Consider the following 22,052-nt stretch of genomic DNA (forward strand, 5'->3'; position numbering starts at 1 on the left):
GGGGTATTGTCGGCGTGAAATAGCAAGGGGCAACGCGATGTTCCAGCGGTATCAGTAACGTCGGATTTTTTAAAACGCCTAACGCAATGGTTGTGCTTTACCGATGCATTTTTACTCTGTACATCGCGCTATCAGCATGCCTGAGCAGCGTATCTGCATCGTCTCCATCGATGGGGTAGCAAGCTGTACCAATACTGCAAGACGGCATGTTGATCGCACCGAATTCTACGCTCAGTGGCTCGGCCATGATGGCGAGAATCTGATTTACCTTGTGTGTAACGGCCTCCATTGATTGGATGCCCGTCAGTAGAATAGTAAATTCATCACCGCCTATTCGCGCGGCCGTGTCTGTTTCACGTAGACAGCTTTCCAGTCGTCGAGCCACCGTACAGAGCACTTCATCTCCTATGGCATGCCCATAGGTATCGTTAATCACCTTAAAATCATTAATATCCAGAAACAGCAGCGCAAGGCTGCTCTGATGGCGATGAGCCGCGCCCAAGCCTGAAACGAGCCGATCATAGAAGAGTGATCTATTCGTCAGCTTCGTTAGTGGATCGTGATGGGCAAGGAAGCGCAATTCTTCTTCGGCTTGCATTAGGGCGGTTACGTCTCGGGCGACGCCGATGCGAACTTCCTCGTCTTTATACCAGCGAGCAGACCATAGAATGTGCACCGTGCTGCCATCCTTGCGGAGGTAGCGGTTGCGGAAATCGACGTGTTGTTGACCGCTCATGACCCGCACAATGGAAGCTTGCGTGAGCGCGAGATCGTCAGGATGCATGTAATGGGTGATTAAAGTGCCGGTCAGTTCATCGGCACGGTAACCAAGCAGTGACTCACAGGCATCACTCACAAACATGATTTGGTGGTCTTCATCGACCACGAAGACCGTGTCCAGCATCAGATGCACTAGTTTGGGATAGAGCGCTTGCAGGTCAACGGGCATAGGCGAATCCGGTGAACGTTGTTCAGTGGCAGGAAAGCTGCCAAAGAGCGATCATAACCTATGACCCAATGCCTAATACGTTGACCAGACAAAGTCAGTCGTTTAGCTGGTTAAGCCCACTAGCCCCATCATGAGCTTAATTCCCAGTGAAAGCAGTAACAGAACACCAACACTCGACAACCAAAGGGTCATTAACCAGCCTAAACGCTTAGCGAGTGATTTCATTGCATTGCTCCTGTACGTTCCTTAATACCAGTACGTTGATCAACGTCAGCTTGTTCAATGGTAGGCATCACCTGGCTTCACTTTGCCGCGGAAGACGTAGTAGCTCCATGCGGTGTACATCAAAATAATTGGTAAAATAAACAGTGTTCCCACTAGGGCAAAGCCTTGGCTTTGGGGCGGAGCGGCAACCTGCCAGATAGACGCATTCGGTGGAATAATGGTTGGCCACAAGCTAACTCCCAAACCGCTATAGCCTAGAAAAACCAGCCCTAGTACCAAAATAAAGGGAAGCGCGTTGCGCTGATAAGTAATGGCACGCCACAGCCACCAGCCGGTGATTGCCACTAATAGCGGCACCGGTAAGAACCACAGTAGATTGGGTAACGAAAACCAGCGTGACGCAATGTTTGGATAGGCAAGCGGTGTCCATACGCTTATCAGGGCGATCATTATGAGTAGCCCGATGACTAACGGTTTAGTGATCTGGTACATCCGCTGTTGCAAGGGGCCTTCAGTTTTCATAATCAGCCAGGTGCTGCCAAGCAGTGCATAAGCAAACAGCAGGCCGATACCGCAAAACAGCGAGAATGGCGTTAGCCAATCTAGCGCACCTCCGCTGTAGCGAACGCCATCGAAAGCGATACCTTGAATATAAGCACCTAATGCAATGCCCTGGGCCGTCGTTGCCAGCAGCGAGCCGCCAATAAAGGCTTTATCCCATACATGCCGTCGCTCGGGGGATGCTTTGAAGCGAAACTCAAAGGCGACGCCACGAAAAATCAGCCCTAGTAACATCACGATTAGTGGAATAGCGAGCGCTTCCAACACGACTGCATAGGCGAGGGGAAATGCAGCAAACAACCCTGCTCCGCCTAGCACCAACCACGTTTCGTTACCGTCCCACACTGGCGCAACGGTGTTCATCATAATGTCTCGGTCTTGCTCGTTATGAACATGCACAAAGAGCAAGCCAATGCCCAAGTCAAACCCATCCATGACCACATACATCATCAATCCAAACAGAATGATAATGGCCCAGGTGAGTGATAGATCAATTCCCATGGTGCGCCCCGTTCTAATTAGTGAGTCGTGTTGCTCAGCGTTTCATTGGCTGCCGAGAGAGGCCGAGCAGGCGTGCGATGATGGCCCGGACCGCCTAACGTAGGTGCGGAGGGCTCGCTTGGGCCTTTGTTTACCAGGTGCAACATGTACATAACGCCGGTGCCAAAAACCGCCAGATACACCACCACAAAAATAGTTAAGCTAATGCTGAGGTGAACAGCACTGTGTGCGGAAGCTGCATCGGCGGTTCTTAATAATCCGTAAACCACCCAGGGTTGCCGGCCTACTTCTGTGGTAAACCAGCCCGCTAGCAGTGCCACCAATCCTGCTGGCCCCATGCATAGGGTGCAGATAAGAAATCTACGGGACCCATAAAGTCGGCCTTTGACGCGCAGGATGTTGCCCACGATGGCAAGCAAAATCATTAATACGCCCAACCCCACCATCAAGCGAAAGCTCCAAAATACGATGGTCGAATTGGGTCTGTCTTGTGGGGCGAACTCGTTAAGGGCGGGCACCTGCTCGGTCAAACTATGTCGTAACAGCAGGCTTCCCAGCACGGGGATCTCCAGTTTGAAGCGGGTTTCTTCGCGCGCCATATCGGGCCAGCCGAATAGAATGAGTGGGGTGGGCTCGCCGCTGCTGTTATCCCAATGCCCTTCGATAGCGGCGATTTTGGCAGGCTGGTGCTTAAGCGTATTGAGACCATGAAAGTCGCCCACCACGGCCTGAAGCGGAGCGGTGATCGCCAGCATAATCAGCGCCATGGAGAGCATAGTGCGCACCTCGGCGGACTGCTTGCCCCGCAGCAGCAGCCAAGCGCCGGAGGCGGCAACGAATAAGGCTGTGCTCAAAAAGGCGGCTAGCGCCATATGGGCAAGTCGGTAGGGGAACGAGGGGTTAAAGACAATCTTCACCCAGTCAACTGGAATCACAGCACCATTAACGATTTCGTGCCCTTGAGGTGTCTGCATCCAGCTGTTGGAGGAGAGAATCCAAAACATCGACACGATGGTGCCGAGTGCGACCATACAGGTAGCGAAAAAGTGTAAGCCTCGGCCGACACGCTCCCAGCCAAATAACATTACGCCTAAAAAACCGGCTTCTAGGAAGAAGGCGGTAAGCACTTCATAGGTGAGCAAAGGCCCTGTGACGCTGCCTGCAAAGGCGGAAAAGCCGCTCCAGTGGGTCCCAAACTGGTACGCCATCACAATGCCGGATACCACACCCATCGCAAAATTAACGGCGAATATTTTTGACCAGAAATGGTAAAGGAGACGATAGGTATCCCGCTGGGTTTTTAGCCATAGCCCCTCTAATACCGCTAAGTAACTGGCTAGCCCGATGGTGATGGCAGGAAAGATAATATGAAAGGAAATAGTAAAGGCAAACTGAACTCTGGCCAGGTCAATGGCCTCAATTCCGAGCATGGTGCTTCCTCCGGTGACAGCCACTCTCTTTAACTCAATAGTGGGCCGGTATAGCCGCTGTGTGGCTTCATCGGAATAGTCTATTGCCTGCTGTGTTTCATAACAGACTCAGTTTTTCATTAAAAAACCATATCAGTTGAGAGGTGTCACGAGGTAAGCAACATAACAGCAATGAGTTATGGCCGATCTACTAGAGCCGAGTTGTTAAAACAAGGGTATTAAAACAGAGTTAATAGTTGCCCCAGGGTTTCCATGCCCCGCTCGCTGCGTGCTGTCCACGGGTGGCCATAGCTTAAGCGTACACAGTGTCGGAACTGTTGGGTTGCAGAAAAAATAGGGCCTGGTGCTAAGCTAACACCGTGGTCGAGCGCCATGTTAAATAAACGTAGTGAGTCAACTTTTTCAGGAAACTCTACCCATAAAAAGTAGCCGCCATCAGGGCGAGTGATACGTGTTTGGGTGGGAAAGTAGCGATCTGCAGACGCCAGCATACTACCTTGTTGGGCTTCTAGAGCGTGGCGTAGCTTACGTAAGTGACGGTCATAGCCGCCGTGCTGTAAATAGTCGGCAATGGCTGCCTGTGCGGGAATGGAAGGCGAAATAGTCGTCATTAACTTCAGTCGTGAAATAGCTTCGGCATAGCGTCCCCCCGCTACCCAGCCAACGCGATAGCCAGGCGCCAAACATTTCGAGAAAGAGCTGCAGTGAATCACTAACCCCTCATCATCAAACGCTTTCACTGGGGTAGGCGGTGTGCTGCCAAAGTACAGCTCGGCATACACATCATCCTCTAGCATGGGGACTTGGTGCTGCTTTAATAGTTGATAAAGGGTCTGCTTGCGTTCATTGCTTAGGCTGGCGCCGAGCGGGTTTTGCAGATGGCTCATAAACCAGCAGGCTTTGATAGGTAGCGACGCCAATCGCTCTGCTAACACATCAAGGTCGATACCCTCGCGCGGATGCACTGGAATCTCCACTGCACGCAGTTTTAGCCGCTCCAATACTTGCAAGCTGGCATAAAACGCTGGGGACTCGACGGCCACCAAATCGCCAGGTTGGGTCACGCACTGCAGGGCTAAGTTGAGCGCTTCCATCGCGCCATTGGTAATCACCAGCTCTTCCATTGGAAGCTGAATTCCCCCCAGCATGTAGCGCAGGGCGATTTGTCGGCACAGGTCGACATGCCCGGTGGTCATGTCGGCCACTACCTGCTGAGGAGAAAGCTCGCGCAGACCACGTGTCATGCTGGTGCTCAGCCGAGAAAGCGGGAAAAGCTCAGGGCTTGGGAAGGCCGACCCAAAGGGCACCGTTCGATCATCCTGCAGTGAATCTAGCACCGAGAACACTAGCTCACTGACTTCTACTTCCGCGGGGTCGGTGGGCTGCAGCGTCACACGTGGCTCACCCAGCAAGCGCCGAGCATGTTCACGCACAAAATAGCCTGAGCGTGCTCGTGCGGTGATGAGACCACGGTTTTCGAGTAGGTAGTACGCCTGAAACACTGTGGATGGGCTGATCCCATGGTGACGACTGGCCTGGCGAACCGACGGAATTCGCTCCCCAGGGCCAAGCACGCCCTGACGAATCAGTGTGGCGATCTCATCGGCAAATTGTTCGTAACGTTTCATGGGATAAACCGTCGGTGCGTTGAGGATAGCCCCAGGGTACTCCATCACAGTTTTAAGTGGCACAAGTGAAACTCTCTGCTAGAGGGAAATGCCACTGTGACGGATGTGGGAAATTTAAAACAGGCTCAAATTCATTAATAAAAAGCATATCAGAAGGTAAATTTATAAGCTGTTTCGACTCAACTGATACGCAATATTTATCTAAAACTGCGCCTGTTTGTTAGTCAGCGTAGTGGGGATAGTGGTGGTTAATAATCGGCGACGCCCCTCGACCGTATGACCTCCATTCCCTCTATTCTGGATATCGGTATGACGCAACGCATTCCACTGCAAAATTTAACCACTGAGGCAGCGGTTGAATACCACTCGCCTTCTGCCAATGATTCCCGTCATCAGCCTGCTAGTAACAAGCCACCCAGTAATAAGCCATCCAAGCTTGGGCATATTTATGTGCGAGAAATTGGCGGTTTCTTTCAACGCATCCGGCGTTACTCAAACTGGTTGTTAATGGCGCTGTATTTTGGCTTGCCATGGGTTAATTGGGGGGACCGGCCGCTGGTATGGTTTGATCTCGCTGCGCAAGAGTTTCATATTTTTGCGGCGACGTTTTATCCACAAGACTTTATCTTGCTCACCTGGATCTTGGTGCTGTGCGCCTTTGGCTTGTTTTTGATCACGGTAGCGGCGGGGCGCGTGTGGTGTGGCTATAGCTGTCCGCAAAGCGTTTGGACCTTTCTGTTTATCTGGTTTGAGCATCGCTTGGAAGGGCCACGGCACCGTCGTATACGTCGTGATAACGCATCACGCACTTTTGACACGCTGTGGCGCAAAACCGCTAAACATGCGGCTTGGCTGCTAATCGCGCTGGCAACGGGGATCGCCTTTGTCGGTTACTTCACGCCGATTAGAGCGTTAGTGGTGGACTTTGTCAGCTTGAGTGCGCACCCCTGGGCGCTATTTTGGATCGGCTTTTTCACGGTTTTTACGTACCTGAATGCGGGTTGGCTACGCCACCAAGTATGCCTCCATATGTGTCCTTACGCGCGTTTTCAGTCGGCAATGTTCGATGCTAATACACTGATTGTTTCTTATGATGCTGCGCGTGGTGAGCCTCGCCGTAATCATCATCAAAAAGCTGCTAAGACATCCAGTGTTGGTGACTGCATCGATTGTGAGCTGTGTGTTCAGGTATGCCCAACAGGGATCGATATTCGTGATGGGCTGCAGTACGAATGCATTGGCTGCGCCGCGTGTATTGATGCCTGTGACAGCGTCATGGCACGGCTTAATAAACCGCTTGGCCTCGTACGCTATACCACGGAGCGCGCGTTGGAGGGAAAAGGCACCCGTTTCTGGCGCCCTCAACTGATCGCTTATGCTGTGGCGTTGCTCTCTATGGTGGTGCTACTCGTTGGCTTCTTGAATACCCGTGTACCCATTGATGTTGATATTGCGCGAGATCGCCAAGCGTTGTTTGAAGGCACCGAAAGTGGACGCATCGTCAACTACTACAACGTAACGCTGCGCAATCAAGATACCGATCCTCACCGCTATGTGTTAACGGCATCCGGCTTGCCAGGGCTGCGCTTACAAGGCATGGAAACCATTGACGTAGAGGCTAACGAGACTCGTCGCTTACGGGTTGCTCTCAGCGCCGATGAGGGTGTTTTGACTCACCCCAGCCACCCCATTGAGCTGCGCTTTACATCGCTGGAAAAGCCATCGGTAACGCGTGTTAGTGAAACGCGTTTCCTGGGGCCATCGAGCAATTAGTAATTAAAATGCATAGAGTTCTGAGTGACTACTTACTCAGAACTCTATAAAACGCACTCTGCGAACCATTTGTTAAGCATCACCTGACGTTTTGTCAGTCCACATACTCAGTTTATTTATGCATTGTTAATGCAATATGGATCGGTGGATACCGTTGCTGATCAACAAAAATGAATAAGTGCACTGAGGCCGTTATGTCTTCCCCGTTTGAAAACATTCGTGTTGTTGATGCTACCCACGTATTGGCGGGCCCTTTCGCTACCTATCAGATGGCGGTGTTGGGGGCCGATGTGATCAAGGTTGAGTCGCCTAGTGACCCAGACCAAGCACGTATGCAAGGGTCTGACCGAGCGCTTAATGACCAAGGGCTGGGAACCGCCTTTATGTCCCAAGCCAGTAACAAAAAAGCCGTGGCGATCGATTTTAAACATCCCGAGGGGCGTGAGGCGTTAAAGAAGTTGCTCGTCACCGCAGATGTGTTTGTCGAAAACTATCGGCCTGGGGCGTTAGAAAAGCTGGGACTGGGTTACGAAGACCTGAAACTGCTCAACCCTCAGCTGATTTACTGCTCTATTTCAGCCTTTGGCAGCACTGGCCCGCGCCGAGAGCTCACCGCCTACGATAATGTTATCCAAGCCTACTCGGGCATGATGGCAATGACTGGTGACCGGCATACCGGCCCGCTAAAAAGTGGCGCGCCAGTGGTAGATTATGCCACTGGCACCACCGCCGCGTTTGCCATCTCAACCGCCCTGTTCCAGCGTGAGCGCAACGGCGGTAACGGTCAGTTTGTGGATGTATCGATGTCGGATACAGCGCTTATGCTGTCCAGTCCTTATCTGACGGCGTTGCTATGGAACGGCAAAAAACCAGAGCCCAAAGGCAATACTTTTCCCTTTGCCACGATTGGCTGTTACCAAGCGTCTGACCAGCCGTTAATGATTGCTGCCTCTAACTTAACTCAGCAAAAACGCCTGTGGACGGCCTTGGGCAGGGAGGACATGATTAAACAAAATAATAATCAACGGCTTGATAGTCATGCAGAGGAAGCAAAAGTCATTGCTGAGATCATTGGCACCATGACCGCTGACTACTGGGAAACTTTTTTGCAGAAGCGGCGGATTCCTGCCTCGCGGATTAGGCAGCTAGAAGAAACGTTGGACGATCCACATATTCATTCCAGGGGCGTTTTGCATGCTCAGCCGCTAAGCCCAGACATAGAGCAAGCGCTCACTGTTCCAGTGTCAGCGTTTTGTATGTCCGAAGGTACCCGAGGCATTACGTCACCACCGCAAAAAGTGGGCGCGCAAACCGTCGAGGTGCTGATGAGCTTGGGCTATTCAAAGCAGGATTTAGAGACGCTTACCGCTGCTGGGGCAATTGCTGGGCCTTTAGAGAGTACCACTGATGTAGAGATAGGCATGGGTGCAGATAGCAACTCAGGAGATCAGCCTTGAATAACACTATGCCCAACCCGCTTGAACAACTGGCCCAATCTGCTTATTACTGGAGCACCCGCCCGCTGGACGCTGAGACTGACTGGGCCGCTCGTCGGGCACTGTTGGATTGGTTCGCTACGACGCTGCCAGGGTGTAACCAAGCGCCTGCCACGCTGTTATCAGAAGCCTTTTCCTCAACTCGAGGGAAGGGCGGCGCGGTTTGTTATGTGGATGGGCACCTCGGGTCGCCACGTTATGCCGCTTTACTAAATGCCACGGCGAGCCACACCGTTGAGTTTGACGATATTTTCAAGGATGGCGGTTACCATCCAGGTAGCTCAACGGTTGCCGCGGCATTGGCCGTTGCGCAAGATATCCAAGCCACCCGTGAGCAGCTTCATCGCGCCATTATTGGCGGGTATGAAGTGGGCTGCCGCATTGCCCTAGCCATCCAGCCAAGCCACTACCGCTTCTGGCATACCTCCGCCACGGTGGGCACCGTCGGGGCGGCGGTTGCTACCGCGATGCTGCTCGGTGCTACTTCAGTACAAATTGGTCACGCTATTGGGTTGGCCAGTAGTTTTGCTGGTGGTCATCAGCAGAACTTGCAGGGCGAGGGCATGGCCAAGCCGCTGCATGCTGGCCATGCCGCCGATGCAGGATTAATGGCGGGAATGGCGGCGGCAAAAGGGGTAACCGCATCGCTGGATAGTCTGCATGCCAGTAATGGATTTGCGGCCGCCACCAGCGACTCAACCGGTAATTGGAGTGCAGCACTTGAGGGGCTTGATGATTGGACGCCGATTACCCGCATGACAGTGAAAAATCACGGCTGCTGTGGGCATATTTTTCCCGCGTTGGATGGCTTAAAAGCGTTGCAAGCTTCCGCGCCAATCACCGCGGATAGCATTGAATCCATTCATATCGAAGGTTACGGAGCGACGTATTCTATGTGCAATCGCCCGACTCCTTCCACTGCTCAAGAGGCGCGCTTCAGCATTCAGTACTGTATTGCCGCTTACTTGGTGCTGGGCAAGGTCAGGCTGCAAGCGTTTGAACCGTCAGTACTGGAAGATGCGCATATCCGTGCGTTAATGCCCAAGGTGAGTGTTTCTGAATGTGCCGATATTGCCGCCCGTTATCCCCGCCAACGGATGGCCAATGTCATTGTCACCACCGTTGATGGCAATACCTACCAGCATCTTCAGGAGACCCGGAAAGGGGATCCTGAGGATCCGATGACCGATGCTGAGCTGTTTGAAAAGTATCACGAGTTAGCAAGCGACTTGCTTTCACCTGTTGCGCGTCATGCGCTGGAAGAAGTCGTTATGTCAAGTAACGAACTGCCAGGTTCAGTCGAGTTTTTTAATTCATAAGTGACAGACAATAAGTTAACCAAACCCCAATTTATCGTTGGTGGTCGGTAAGTGGGGGCTGTGCCAGTATCGAAAAAGTGGTTATCACAATTATAATGATTGAGGTATTTAACGTGGTTAATAAGAAAACTCCTTTACGTAAGTTAATAGCTGGAGCTGCATTAATATCAGTGGCACTTCCATTGACTGCTGCAAACGCGAGTGATGACAGTTGGCCGCAAGGTCCTGTTAGTTTTGTTATGCATACCCAGGCCGGTGGGTCGGCAGATGTATTTATAAGAACACTCGCCGAGTCATTGGAACCACAAATTGGCCAGCCGATTGTGGTGATCAACTCTCCGGGAGGTGCGGGTGCTACTCAGATGTCGCGTCTTGAGGGGGCAAATCCCGATGGTTTAACGCTTGGTATTAATACGCTATCCCACTTTACTGGGATGCTGACCAATTTAAACGGTGTTTTTGCGCTGGATGATTTTTCCTGGATAGCCTCTACCCAAGAAGATGTTCATATTGTTTTTGCAAACCAAACATCAGAAATAGATAGCATTGATGCACTGATTGATAAGGCGAAAGAGGGTGGCGGTAAAGTTAGTGTGGGCGGGTTTGGCCCTCGAGGATCCACACAAAATATCGCTATTTCGATGCTTGAGAATGCGGCTGATGTCGAGTTTGAATGGATTGCATATAACGGTACCCCTGACATTGTGGCCGCCGTGATGGGCGGGCATGTGGATGTTGGGGTTTCTAATCTTAGTGCGTTAAAAACGTTTTTTGATGCCGAAAGAATTCAGGGGCTAGGCGTTATCGCTGATGAGCGCCTTGCGTCCCTTCCCGATGTGCCGACTTTTTCTGAGCAAGGCGTTGATGTGGATACCAGCTGGGTACAAGTTAGGGGTGTATTTGGGCCACCAGACATTCCGATGGAAACTCAGCAACAAATTGCTGATGCCTTTCATGAGGCCATGAAGAGCGAGCATTATCAAACCTATGCCCGGAATGCGGGAATTACCGACTCTTGGATGGGGCCGGAAGCGTACACCGAGTTTGCGTATCGCATTAGCGAGGTGGCTAGAGCGGAACTAGATCAGTAGGTTTGCAAGTTAGTGGTTTTAGTTTTGCTAACGGGAAGTAATTAACTAACGCTCCTTAGTGAGTGAAAATAAACTCTCAACTATATTTTAATAACGCTATAACAATAGCTATAAAAGAGCTATCAAAAGAGGTGCATGCCCATGTTTACTATAAAGAGAAATGTAATATCTAAGATACTGTTGGGCGCTACAGTCATATCAGTAATGGCGACAAGCGCTATGGTGTCTGCTAGTGAAGAAGAGTGGCCCCAAGATACCGTCCGCGTGATTATGCATACCAAAGCAGGTGGTTCCGCCGATGTGTTTATGCGTACGTTGGCTGAATCATTGGAGCCCCAGATAGGCCAGTCGATTGCGGTAGTGAACTCGCCTGGCGGCGGTGGCGCTAGTCAGATGACACGGGTACGCTCTTCTGCGCCGGATGGGCTAACGCTTGCAGTCAATACGCTTTCTCACTTTACCGGCATGCTGACAAATTTAGAGGGCGTTTTCTCTATAGACGACTTTAGTTGGATCGCGTCTGCACAGGCCGACCCTAACTTGATTTGGACGCGCAGTGACTCGCCGTTAGATGATTTAGATGCCCTGATTGAAGAAGCTAGGCAGCGTGATGGCAAAGTCACCGTTGGTGGGTTTGGCCCCCAAGGCTCCACACAGCATATTGGCCTTAGCATGCTCGAAAATGTTGCTGAGGTAGAGTTTGAGTGGGTGCCATTTAATGCTACGCCCGACATTATTGCCGCCGTGTTAGGTGGTCATATTGATGTGGGTATGTCTAACTTGAGCGGCGCCCAAGCGTATTTTGATGCAGGCCGTTTAAAAGGACTTGGAGTGCATGGTGAAGAGCGACTAGAGAGTCTTCCTGATGTCGCCACCCTTGAAGAGCAAGGTTACGACGTTGACTCAAGCTGGGTACAGGTGAGGGGGATATTTGGCCCCGCTGATATGCCTATGGAACTGCAGCAACAAATTGCGGATGCATTCCATGAGGCGATGAGGACCGAGCATTATCAAGCCTATGCGCGTAGTGCTGGGGTCACTGACTCCTGGATGGGACCTGAAGAGTACACTGAATTTGCCTATCAAATTAGTGAAACAGCTCAAAAAGAATTAGATAAAAGTAAAGATTGATCATAATTGATTTTAATGCGGCGAATTCTTTCGCCGCATTTTTTAACGCCGCTTTCCTAGTATTTAATCTCTTCGTTATTTTAAGTTTTATTTTCTTTGCCTAACTATTTAATAGGCGAACCCTTATTTTTCGTCAATGGAAGGCGTAAAGCATTGTTGTCAAACTAGTCTCCTGGCCTTTTTAGTTTTACTAATTCCGCAAATAATAACTTATTAGAAGGTGTTGTTATGACTCAAGATTCGTTAGTGACCTGCTCAATCAATAATGGTATTGCCCTGCTGACACTAAACCGCCCCGATAAGCGTAACGCTATGAGCGACGCCATGCGCGCTGAGTTGGTAGCCCATTTACTTGATATTCGTACTGACCGTTCTATTCGTGCCTTAGTGCTAACGGGAAGCGGCAAGGGGTTCTGCGCGGGCGGCGATATTGCCGGTATGAAAACGCGGATGGAAGCAGATCCCGCGACCGTTGGCTTTAACGGTTGGGAACGACAGCAGGGTGTTCACTATGCTGCAAGCTTACTCCTCAATTTACCTATTCCTACCGTCGCGGCGGTGAATGGGGCAGCGGCTGGTTTGGGCGCAGATTTAGCGCTTTCTTGTGATTTCGTGATTGCTTCTGATTATGCCCACTTTACCTGGGCTTATATCGCTCGTGGGCTAGTGCCTGATGGCGGTGGCATGTACTTCCTACCACGCCGAGTAGGGTTGCCGCGTGCCAAAGCACTGATTTTTAGTGGGCGAAGGGTGAGTGCGGATGAGGCGTTGCAGTTAGGTATTGCTGATCAGCGCTGCAGTGCTGATGAATTGCTCAGCGTGGCTCACTCGATGGCTGACGAAATGAGCAGCGGTTCGCGTACCGCAGTGGCCCTCACCAAATCAATCATCAATAAAAGCTATGAAATGTCTGAACAGCAAGTGTTTGCTGAAGGCAGTAAAGCTCAAGGTATCTGCTACACCTCCGAAGAACACCGTACCTCAGTACAGGCATTTCTTGATCGTATGAAGGAGGCTCAACAATGAGTCAAATTAACGCCCTCCTTAACCCTAAAAGCATTGCTGTCATCGGTGCCTCAGCGGATCCGAAAAAAACCTCCGGGCTGCCGGTCTCTTATTTACTTAAGCATGGTTTCAAAGGCTCGATTTACCCAGTTAACCCGAAAGCCACTGAGATTCAGGGGCTCACGTGCTATCCCAATGTTGAGGCATTACCCGAGGCTCCCGACGTGGGGCTGGTGTTGCTGAATGCTAAGCGCAGTATTGAGGCGGTGCGCTCTTTAGCACAGCTAGGCTGTAAAGCGGCCGTTGTGCTGGCCAGTGGCTATGCAGAAGCTGGGGAGACAGGCCAAGCATTACAGGACGAGCTGAAAGAAGCCGCGGGCAGTATGCGAATCCTCGGCCCGAACACTATTGGCTTGGTTAATTTATCGGCAGGTATTCCGCTCTCTGCTAGTGGCGCGCTGGAAGTCAGCGAGTTGCCCAAGGGCAGCGTCGCGGTGGTTTCTCAAAGTGGTGGTATTTTGGGAGCGCTCTTGTCGCGGGCGGCAGGGCGGGGTATCGGCCTATCGTCACTTATTTCCACCAGTAATGAGGTGGATCTGGAAGTCAGCGACTTTGTGGATTACCTGGTTGACGATCCGAATACTAAGGTGATTGCGCTGTATCTGGAAAGTATTCGCCACCCCGCTCGTTTTCGTGAAGCTGCCTTGCGTGCTCGTGCGGCGGGCAAGCCGCTGGTGGTATTTAAAATTGGTCGTTCAGAGGCTGGCGCTAGTGCCGCTAGCTCGCATACCGGAGCCCTGGCTGGAGAAGACCGAGTTTACGATGCCTTTTTCCGCGAGTTAGGGGTGATTCGCGTTAACACCTTTGACGAGTTTTTGGATGTGCCTGCGGTTCTAGTCGCTGGCCGCCAGCTTGCTGGTCGTCGTGTTGCTGTGCTTACTTCTACCGGTGGTGCTGGCACATTGATTGCCGATAGTTTGGGCGTCAATGGCTTTGATACGCCAGCGCCCGATCACGCTACGGCAGAAAAATTGCGCGCTTTGCAAGGCGATACGCCTACCGCGCTAGATCGTAATCCGATTGATGTCACTCTGGCGGGGTTGCAACCTGATTTGTTGCGCCAAGCTATTCGCATTCTGCTCGAAAGTGACAGTTACGATGCTTTGATAGTGATTATTGGCTCTTCCGGGTTGGCGATGCCGGACCTTGTGGTTGGAGCGATCAGCGATAGCTTAGCGACCAATAATAAGCCACTGCTGGCCTACGTTAGCCCCTATGCGCCGGGCACCTTGCAGCGTTTGAATCGAGCGTCGATTCCTGGCTTTAGTTCACCGGAGAGTTGCAGCGCGGTGCTGGAAGCATTGCACTTTATTGGCCAACCGCTGCGCGCAGACGGTGAGCCTTCAAAAGTATCACTGCCTGACTTGAGTGCTTTGCCAAATGGTGCAATTGATGAAGCCGCTGCCAAACAGATCTTCGCCCAGGCAGGCATAAACGTACCACCCAGCCGAGTGGTTCATTCTCGTGAGGAAGCAGAGCGTGCGGCCAGTGAGCTAGGTGATCCCGTAGTGTTAAAAGTGATGGATGCCAACTTGCTGCACAAAAGTGACATTGGTGGCGTTGCGCTGCATTTGAATGGCGATACGATTGGTCAGCGCTTTGATCAGATGGTGAGTGACGTTGAAGCGCACGTTGCGCGTCGCCCTGATACCTTCTTGGTGGAAGCCATGGTGGCAGGTGGTCATGAGCTAATTCTGGGGGCTAATCGCGATGCGCTAGGCACGGCAATTCTGTTGGGTGCTGGTGGCGTGACGGCAGAGTTATTTAAAGATACGGCGATTCGCCTACTCCCCGAACAGGGTAGCCTGACGTTAGAGCAGGCGCAGGAAATGATGCAGCAACTGACTACTTGGCCACTGCTCGATGGTTATCGCGGTGCGCCACGGCGTGATACACAGGCGCTAGCTCAAGCAATCGTTGCTTTCTCAGCCTTGGCTGCTGAGTTAGGTGATCGACTGACGACAGCTGAAATTAATCCCCTCTTTGTCATGCCGGAAGGGCTGGGTGTGGTTGCTGCCGATGCGGTTCTAGTGTTGGACGACAATGCAATAGGAGATAGCTCCCATGGCTGATACACAGGGGGCAGGTCGTGTTCACTTTCGCCAGCAAGGCGCGATCGCCATCATTGCCTTGGATAATCCACCGGTGAATAGCAGCAATGACGCGGTGCGCCGAGGAATCTTGGAGGCCTTGGCTAAGATTGATACTCAGCAAAGTCGTGCCGTGGTGCTGATGGGAAAAGGCCCGAACCTAATGGCGGGGGCCGACCTGCGCGAGTTGGAACATGAACCGACTGAGCCCACTCTACCGCAAGTCACCGCAGCGCTTAGTGCCTTTCCAGTGCCGGTGATTGCGGTGATTAGCGGGCATACGCTGGGCGGCGGATTAGAGCTAGCGTTAGCCTGTGACAGCCGCATCGCAACCACTAGTGCACTGCTGGGATTGCCTGAAGTGACAGTGGGAGTCATCCCAGGAGCTGGTGGTACCCAGCGTTTACCTCGGGTAGTGGGTCTACCCCTGGCGCTGGATATGATCGTCTCAGGCAAGCCCATAACGGCGCTTGAAGCCCATACAGTGGGGTTAGTAGATGAGCTGCTCCAGGCCAAGGAAGACAAGGCTCTAGAAGCAGAGATAGTGGACTACGCCAATCGCTACCAGGGTGGCAAACAGCCACTAGCGGAACGCGGTGTGCCACTGGCTGATGAGCAGGCACTACAGGCTAAGGTCAGCAAGCTGCTGGTCCGTGCCAGAGGTTTGCCCGCAGCACCGGTCGCTGCTGAGGTAGTGATGAGGGCGGGTAAGCTAAGCTTTAGCGCCGCTATTGCCGAAGAGCGGGCTCAGTTTCTAGCCTTGCGGGGCAGTGAGTCTGCTCAAGCGCTGCGTTATCTGTTTTTTGCCGAGCGTGAAAAATCCTTCGTGCCTACCCAGCCAGTTAAGGCCATGCCAATTGCACGTATCTCGGTGGTAGGTGCAGGTACCATGGGCAGCGGTATTGCCCTTTGTGCGCTGAAGGCAGGCTATAGCGTCGATTTATTAGAGTTAAATGATCAGGCACTTAAAGCAGGTGTGGCGCGAATTACTCAGGCGTTGGATGAAGGTGTTAAACGCCAGCGGTTAACACAGGCGCGGCGTGATGACGCGCTATCTCGCCTGAAGACTACTCAGCATTTACCTGATGTTGCTGGCACTGAGTTGGTCATTGAGGCCATTGTGGAAGATTTGTCCATCAAGCGCTCGCTGTTTGCTGATTTGGCCAAGTGGGTTAGCGAAAGCACGCTACTGGCAAGCAATACCTCCTACCTTGATATTGATCAACTTGCTGAGGGTATTCCCCACCCGGAGCGTGTACTAGGGCTGCATTTCTTTAGTCCTGCCGACCGAATGCCGCTAATGGAGATCGTGCGCTGTAAAACCACCAGCGAGCAGACCTTAAGCACCGCAGCGGCCGTTACACGGCGATTAAAGAAAAAAGCGATCGTGGTCGCCAATTCATGGGGCTTTGTGGGCAATCGGCTCTATGCGGCCTATCGGCGCCAGTGTGAATTTATGCTGGAAGAGGGGGCTAGCCCTGAGCAAATTGATGCCGCTTTGGAAGCCTATGGTTTCGCCATGGGGCCCTTTAAAGTGGCGGATATGTCTGGGCTGGATATTGCCTGGAAAATGCGCCAGCAAACCGCTGATACCCGGCACTTGAGACGCTACGTCGGCATACCGGATCTACTTTGCGAAGTGGGCCGTTTAGGGCGTAAAACCGGCAGTGGCTATTACCGCTATGACAAGGCAATGCGACTAACTTCTGACCCAGAAGTCGCTCAGATTATTGAAGGCTACCGAGAAGAGCACACCATCGCGGCTAAAGCATTTAGCGAGCAGGAAATACAACAGCGCGCTGTACTTGCCTTGATCAACGAAGCCCTGTTGTTGCTGGAAGAGGGTGTGTGCCAGCGGCCTGAGGATATTGATATTGCGTTGGTCAATGGCTATGGCTTCCCACGATGGCGAGGAGGCCCCCTCTTTATTGCTCGCCAGATGGACAGTGGCGAACTTCAGAGCGAGCTAGATAAGCTGGCCGATATTAGCGGCAAAGGTCATCAGCGTGCTAAGTCGCAGAAAGTAAACCTGAATAATCACAGGCTTGAGGAGTCCTCATTATGATAGACGCATTGATTTGTGATGCCGTTCGCACACCGTTTGGGCGTTTTAATGGGGCACTTTCCGCTATCCGTGCTGATGATCTTGGGGCATTGCCGATTCAAGCGCTAATGAGCCGTCATGAGCAATTAAGCGGGCAACAAATTGATGAAGTGATTTACGGCTGCGCCAACCAAGCAGGCGAAGATAATCGCAACGTAGCAAGAATGTCTGCGCTTTTAGCGGGATTACCTACCAGCGTTTCTGGTGTGACGCTTAATCGGCTGTGTGGTTCTGGGCTGGATGCGGTGGGCAGCGCTGCCCGTGCCCTTCGCTGTGGAGAGGCGCAGCTATTAATTGCAGGCGGTGTTGAGAGCATGAGTCGCTCACCGTATGTTATGGGTAAGGCCGATAAACCTTTTTCACGCACCCAGCAGTTAGAAGATACCACCATTGGCTGGCGCTTAATTAACCCTAAAATGCAAGCGATGCACGGCGTTGATGCTTTACCCTTAACGGCTGAGAACGTTGCTGAAGAAGAAGGGATTTCACGCAATGATCAGGACGCTTTTGCATTGCGTAGCCAACAGCGCTGGCAAGTGGCACACGATGCAGGTTTTTTTGCCAAAGAAATCATACCGGTAACTGTTTCTCAGCGTCGTCAGCAAGACATTATTGTGAATACAGATGAGCATCCACGCCCTGCAACGACGCTGGAGGCATTAAGTGGCTTGCGTGGTGTCGTCAAAGAGAATGGTACTGTAACAGCAGGCAATGCCTCGGGGATTAATGATGGTGCCTGCGCATTACTGCTGGCGAACCCGCAAGCAGTAGAACGTTTTGGGCTACGCCCACGAGCACGCATTGTGGCCATGGCAACGGCGGGGGTCGACCCCAGAGTAATGGGAATGGGGCCTGTTCCCGCTGTTGAAAAAATCTTACGGATGACGGGCCTAACCCTGCAGCAAATGGATGTGATTGAGCTAAATGAAGCATTTGCAGCTCAAGCCTTAGCGGTATGCCGGCGTTTAGGGCTGGCAGATGAGGATCCAAGGGTTAATCCAAATGGAGGTGCTATTGCGCTAGGCCATCCGTTAGGCGCATCAGGTGCTCGGTTGGTGACAACGGCGTTAAACCAGCTAGAAAGCATAGAGGGTCGCTACGCACTGTGTTCTATGTGCGTGGGGGTTGGACAAGGGATTGCACTGGTCGTTGAGCGGCTCTGAAGTGAGTCCCCAGTAACCGTCTTTCAAGCCAATACTTTCCTCCCTTCTCTATTGTCGATAATCCTTTAGTGGTATTTCAGCCTAATGTTAGTGGTGGCCAAACCTGATAAATGGTCAGTTTCTCTTTTGGCCACCCTAAGCCATGATTAAACATAAAATTGCTTCAAAAAAAATGTTGTTAGAAGCTTGGCTGTTAGAAACAGGGTGTCGATAAAACTAAGTGTATGAATGCATTTTTTATTACACCTATTAACTATAAAAATACTGGAGGTCGCCAATGAGTAATGAAAGCTCAAATACCCCTTTATCTGAAGAAGGGGTGAAAATATTGAAAATAAATAAAAAGTGGCTTGAGTTGGTAATTTACTTATTACTACTCATTGCTACTGTTTTATATGTAAGAGAAGCCGTGAACCTACCTAGCTATGGCTCCTCTGGTAGTGTTGGTGCTAGTGGCTTTCCGCTGCTTGTCTCAATGCTGATTGGCGCTTCGTTGATACTCTTGATCGTTGTCAATTTACTGAATAGACCAAGCCAAGAAAGTGAGCTGTTTATTGAAGTTGGTCGACCTCTACAAGTATTGCTAACAATTATTGTGATGGCTGCTGTTGTATTAACGCTCGAGTGGGTAGGGCTAATTGTTGCAATTACGCTACTCGCTTTTTTGTTAATGAAACTTGGAGGTGAAACACGTTACTCGCTATTGCTGACGCTGCCACCGCTGTTGTCTTTTGGCATATACGCAATTTTTGTGCTGGTGCTCGGCGTCTATTTTGATTGAGGTTCGAACATGATTGATAATCTTTTAATAGGGCTGAATGCTTTTGCAGACCCCATGGTACTTGTGGGCCTTGTCGCAGGTGCTTTTATTGGCTATCTAATAGGGGCTATTCCAGGGTTAGGGCCGAGCTTAGGGATTGCCTTGATGATTCCCTTCACCTATAGCATGGATCCGCTTGTTTCTATCGTCATGCTGGTCGCTCTTTTTGCTGCAGCCGAGTATGGCGGTGCGATATCAGGGATCTTATTGAATTCCCCAGGGACAGCAGCAGCGGTGGCAACTGCATGGGATGGCTATCCGCTAACCAAGCAAGGCAAGACCGGTATTGCGCTGAATATCTCGATCATCTCGTCAGGTATCGGCATCTTTGTCAGTACGGTACTGCTATTTTTAACTGCCGTTCCGCTATCTGAGTATGCGTTAAACTTTGGACCCTCCGCTTATTTTGCACTTGCTCTGCTGGGGCTGAGCCTAGTGTCTAGTTTCTCCTCGGGGTCGCTGTTAAAAGGTGCCCTTGCAATGGGCATCGGGCTAGCTTTGGCTACCGTGGGGCTAGATAGTCAGACTGGCGTACCTCGCTTTAGCTACCATCCGGACTTTTTTGAGGGTCTTCCATTAGTACCTGTGCTGTTAGGCTTATTTGCCCTCTCAGAAGTGCTTTTCATGATTGAGGCGGGAGCAAGCCATAAAATAAAGAATCAGCCCATGAGCGGTATTTTAGAGGTGCCTTTCAAAACCTTTTATAAGATGAAGTTCCTGTTTTTACGTAGCTCATTAATTGGTTACTTTGTGGGCGTTATACCTGGTGCAGGGGCGTCGATTGGCTCTTTTGTCTCCTATGCAGTAGCAAAGCGTTTCTCAAAGGAGCCTGAGTTGTTTGGTAAAGGTAGTTACGAAGGCATCGCTGCGTCTGAAACGGCCAATAATGCCTCGGTTTCTGGGTCGCTTTCTCCACTGCTCGCATTGGGGATTCCCGGCTCCGCCACCACGGCCATTATGATTGGTGCTTTAATGATCCATGGCGTACAACCAGGGCCCTTGCTATTTACCACCAGTCCTGAAATTCCCTATACCGTTTTTGTTTCGCTGTGGATCAGTGTGCCTATCATGGTCTTTATTGGCCTTGCTGGCGCGAGATTTTGGGCCAAAGTGGCTGATATTCCACGCCCAGCTATTGCTGCTATTGTAGCCTCGATTAGTTTGATTGGTGCTTATGCGTCGACAAGCTCTATGTTCCCGGTCTATGTAGCACTAACGTTTGGTGTAATCGGCTATTTGTTGCGTAAAGCGAATATTCCTCTAGCGCCGATCATCTTAGCCCTGGTGCTGGGTGATATGTTGGAGACAAACCTGCGTCGTGCGCTGTCTATTTCAAACGGTGATGTGACCACCTTTATTACCAATCCGCTTAGTGCAATATTGCTGATGGTCGCAATATTGTCATTTTTACTTCCTGCGCTTGGTGTGTTCCGAAAAAAAGTGAAGGGGTACCGGCGCGCTAATTAACAAGAGGTTATTTAGAGAACCATTAGCGACATTGACAGGGAGGTCAGCGTGCCATGCAAAAAGGTGCTATGAATAAAGAGTTTGCCTGTATTTGTTTAAGTTTAGGCACCGCTTTTGTCGTACAGACGATGTTGCTGGTAGCGGTGCCACTAGCCGCCATTGAACTAGGCGCAACGCCGTTAATACTGGGCTTAATCGTCAGTGCTCCCTACATATTGCCACTGCTACTGGCACTTCCTTTTGGTTCACTTGTAGCGCGGCTAGGTAGTCCCCGTACGTTGCAGCTTGGCGCTGCCGCAATGGTTATTGGCGCCGGTTTATTGGTAGTTATTCCAGGCTTTCAAGGGCTAATTGCGGGGCAGTTAGTCATTGGTTTGGCCCAGTTGCTGATGATTATTTCTGCGCAAACGGCAATCACCTATCTCGGGCAGGGTACGACACTTGAAAAGTACTTTGGCTGGTACACCACCTACTTATCGATTGGCCAAATGCTAGGGCCGTTACTGGCTGGTTGGATCATTGATCACCGCGGTGGTCCTGGAGCTGCCTTTTATGGTGCCTTTATTGCCTCTTTAGTGACACTGGTGTCACTGCTAATGTCCAACCAGCGAGCGTTGGCGAACAAACAGCCGAGTATTAGTTTTTTAACTAGTGTAGATCAGCAGTGGCATCTACTGAAAACCTCCCTAGGTGTGAAGTTATCTTTAATTATTTCTTTGGCCGCTATGTTGGCACTTGGTGCCCATGGCAGCTATTTTCCTGTTTATCTTGAAAGCTTAGCACTCTCGGGAACTACTATTGGGTTGCTAGTAAGTCTACGTGCGTTTGCCTCCATGGCGGTTAGGCCGTTTACCAGCGCCATTGTTGGCCTACTTCATGGCCGATACGCCACCATGTCACTCACTCTGGTATTTATGGCGTTGGGGTTAATGTTGGTCGGCATGACGGGGAATATTTATTGGTTATGCTTGTTTTCGGTTTTTGTGGGTCTAGGAGTGGGACTTTCACAACCGCTTTCTATGGTGGTTATCGCCGAGTCAGTGCCTGAGCATCAGCGCGCACATGCCCTGGCGGTGCGTTTAATGGCTAACCGGGCGATGCAGTTTGCTGCGCCACTACTGCTAGGGCTAGTTACGCAGCTTAGCGGTTTTACAGTGGCGTATTTCGCCTGTGGAGTACTGCTGCTGTTGCATTTGGCAGTGTTTCAATGGCTGAAACGACAGCACCAAACTTTGTAAA

Annotated in this window: 17 protein-coding genes; 12 read left to right on the forward strand and 5 right to left on the reverse strand. The window is 51.2% G+C overall.

All coding sequences use genetic code 11. The features are described from left to right. Positions 1 to 97: 97 nt before the first annotated feature. From CEK60_RS20065 to mapR, 5 genes are all read right to left on the reverse strand, one after another. Positions 98 to 949, reverse strand: coding sequence for a sensor domain-containing diguanylate cyclase (locus CEK60_RS20065; RefSeq protein WP_089040504.1), 852 nt, complete (start codon positions 947 to 949; stop codon positions 98 to 100). 102 nt (positions 950 to 1,051) lie between these two features. Further along, positions 1,052 to 1,174, reverse strand: a complete 123-nt coding sequence (locus CEK60_RS20070; protein WP_089040505.1) for a DUF2474 family protein — start codon at positions 1,172 to 1,174, stop codon at positions 1,052 to 1,054. Positions 1,175 to 1,228: 54 nt separating this feature from the next. Beyond that, entirely contained in the window at positions 1,229 to 2,236 is a 1,008-nt protein-coding gene (gene cydB / locus CEK60_RS20075; protein WP_089040506.1) for a cytochrome d ubiquinol oxidase subunit II, read from the reverse strand. A gap of 17 nt (positions 2,237 to 2,253) precedes the next feature. Continuing rightward, a complete protein-coding gene (locus tag CEK60_RS20080) occupies positions 2,254 to 3,666 on the reverse strand; it encodes a cytochrome ubiquinol oxidase subunit I (protein WP_089040507.1) in 1,413 nt (470 codons plus the stop codon). A 218-nt stretch (positions 3,667 to 3,884) separates the two neighbouring features. Continuing rightward, positions 3,885 to 5,294: a GntR family transcriptional regulator MpaR gene (mapR, locus tag CEK60_RS20085; RefSeq protein WP_089040994.1), complete on the reverse strand. Its 1,410-nt coding sequence runs from the start codon at positions 5,292 to 5,294 to the stop codon at positions 3,885 to 3,887. A 309-nt stretch (positions 5,295 to 5,603) separates the two neighbouring features. Between mapR and ccoG the strand changes: the two genes are divergently transcribed. From ccoG to CEK60_RS20145, 12 genes are all read left to right on the forward strand, one after another. Further along, positions 5,604 to 7,067, forward strand: coding sequence for a cytochrome c oxidase accessory protein CcoG (ccoG, locus tag CEK60_RS20090; RefSeq protein WP_089040508.1), 1,464 nt, complete (start codon positions 5,604 to 5,606; stop codon positions 7,065 to 7,067). 194 nt (positions 7,068 to 7,261) lie between these two features. After that, entirely contained in the window at positions 7,262 to 8,524 is a 1,263-nt protein-coding gene (locus CEK60_RS20095) for a CaiB/BaiF CoA transferase family protein (RefSeq protein ID WP_089040509.1), read from the forward strand. Further along, positions 8,521 to 9,882 carry an MmgE/PrpD family protein gene (locus CEK60_RS20100; RefSeq protein WP_089040510.1) on the forward strand — a complete coding sequence of 454 codons (1,362 nt, stop codon included), beginning with the start codon at positions 8,521 to 8,523 and terminating at the stop codon, positions 9,880 to 9,882. The genes CEK60_RS20095 and CEK60_RS20100 overlap by 4 nt, the downstream gene beginning before the upstream one ends. 182 nt (positions 9,883 to 10,064) lie before the next feature. After that, the gene (locus tag CEK60_RS20105; protein ID WP_232471417.1) at positions 10,065 to 10,973 is read left to right on the forward strand and encodes a tripartite tricarboxylate transporter substrate binding protein; all 909 of its coding nucleotides are present in this window, start codon (positions 10,065 to 10,067) and stop codon (positions 10,971 to 10,973) included. Between the two features lie 219 nt (positions 10,974 to 11,192). Next, a complete protein-coding gene (locus tag CEK60_RS20110) occupies positions 11,193 to 12,104 on the forward strand; it encodes a tripartite tricarboxylate transporter substrate binding protein (RefSeq protein ID WP_232471418.1) in 912 nt (303 codons plus the stop codon). Between the two features lie 228 nt (positions 12,105 to 12,332). Continuing rightward, a complete protein-coding gene (locus CEK60_RS20115) occupies positions 12,333 to 13,130 on the forward strand; it encodes an enoyl-CoA hydratase/isomerase family protein (protein WP_089040512.1) in 798 nt (265 codons plus the stop codon). Continuing rightward, positions 13,127 to 15,241 carry an acetate--CoA ligase family protein gene (locus CEK60_RS20120; RefSeq protein ID WP_089040513.1) on the forward strand — a complete coding sequence of 705 codons (2,115 nt, stop codon included), beginning with the start codon at positions 13,127 to 13,129 and terminating at the stop codon, positions 15,239 to 15,241. Before CEK60_RS20115 ends, CEK60_RS20120 begins: the two co-directional genes overlap by 4 nt. Beyond that, entirely contained in the window at positions 15,234 to 17,324 is a 2,091-nt protein-coding gene (locus CEK60_RS20125) for a 3-hydroxyacyl-CoA dehydrogenase NAD-binding domain-containing protein (RefSeq protein WP_089040514.1), read from the forward strand. The genes CEK60_RS20120 and CEK60_RS20125 overlap by 8 nt, the downstream gene beginning before the upstream one ends. Then, the gene (gene pcaF / locus CEK60_RS20130) at positions 17,321 to 18,526 is read left to right on the forward strand and encodes a 3-oxoadipyl-CoA thiolase (RefSeq protein ID WP_089040515.1); all 1,206 of its coding nucleotides are present in this window, start codon (positions 17,321 to 17,323) and stop codon (positions 18,524 to 18,526) included. The genes CEK60_RS20125 and pcaF overlap by 4 nt, the downstream gene beginning before the upstream one ends. A 277-nt stretch (positions 18,527 to 18,803) precedes the next feature. Continuing rightward, the gene (locus CEK60_RS20135) at positions 18,804 to 19,307 is read left to right on the forward strand and encodes a tripartite tricarboxylate transporter TctB family protein (RefSeq protein ID WP_089040516.1); all 504 of its coding nucleotides are present in this window, start codon (positions 18,804 to 18,806) and stop codon (positions 19,305 to 19,307) included. 9 nt (positions 19,308 to 19,316) lie between these two features. Further along, a complete protein-coding gene (locus CEK60_RS20140) occupies positions 19,317 to 20,813 on the forward strand; it encodes a tripartite tricarboxylate transporter permease (RefSeq protein ID WP_089040517.1) in 1,497 nt (498 codons plus the stop codon). A 53-nt stretch (positions 20,814 to 20,866) separates the two neighbouring features. Beyond that, positions 20,867 to 22,051 carry an MFS transporter gene (locus CEK60_RS20145; protein WP_089040518.1) on the forward strand — a complete coding sequence of 395 codons (1,185 nt, stop codon included), beginning with the start codon at positions 20,867 to 20,869 and terminating at the stop codon, positions 22,049 to 22,051. The last annotated feature ends 1 nt before the right edge of the window (position 22,052 follow it).

The sequence above is a fragment of the Halomonas sp. N3-2A genome (assembly GCF_002216165.1).
Lineage (GTDB): Bacteria > Pseudomonadota > Gammaproteobacteria > Pseudomonadales > Halomonadaceae > Vreelandella.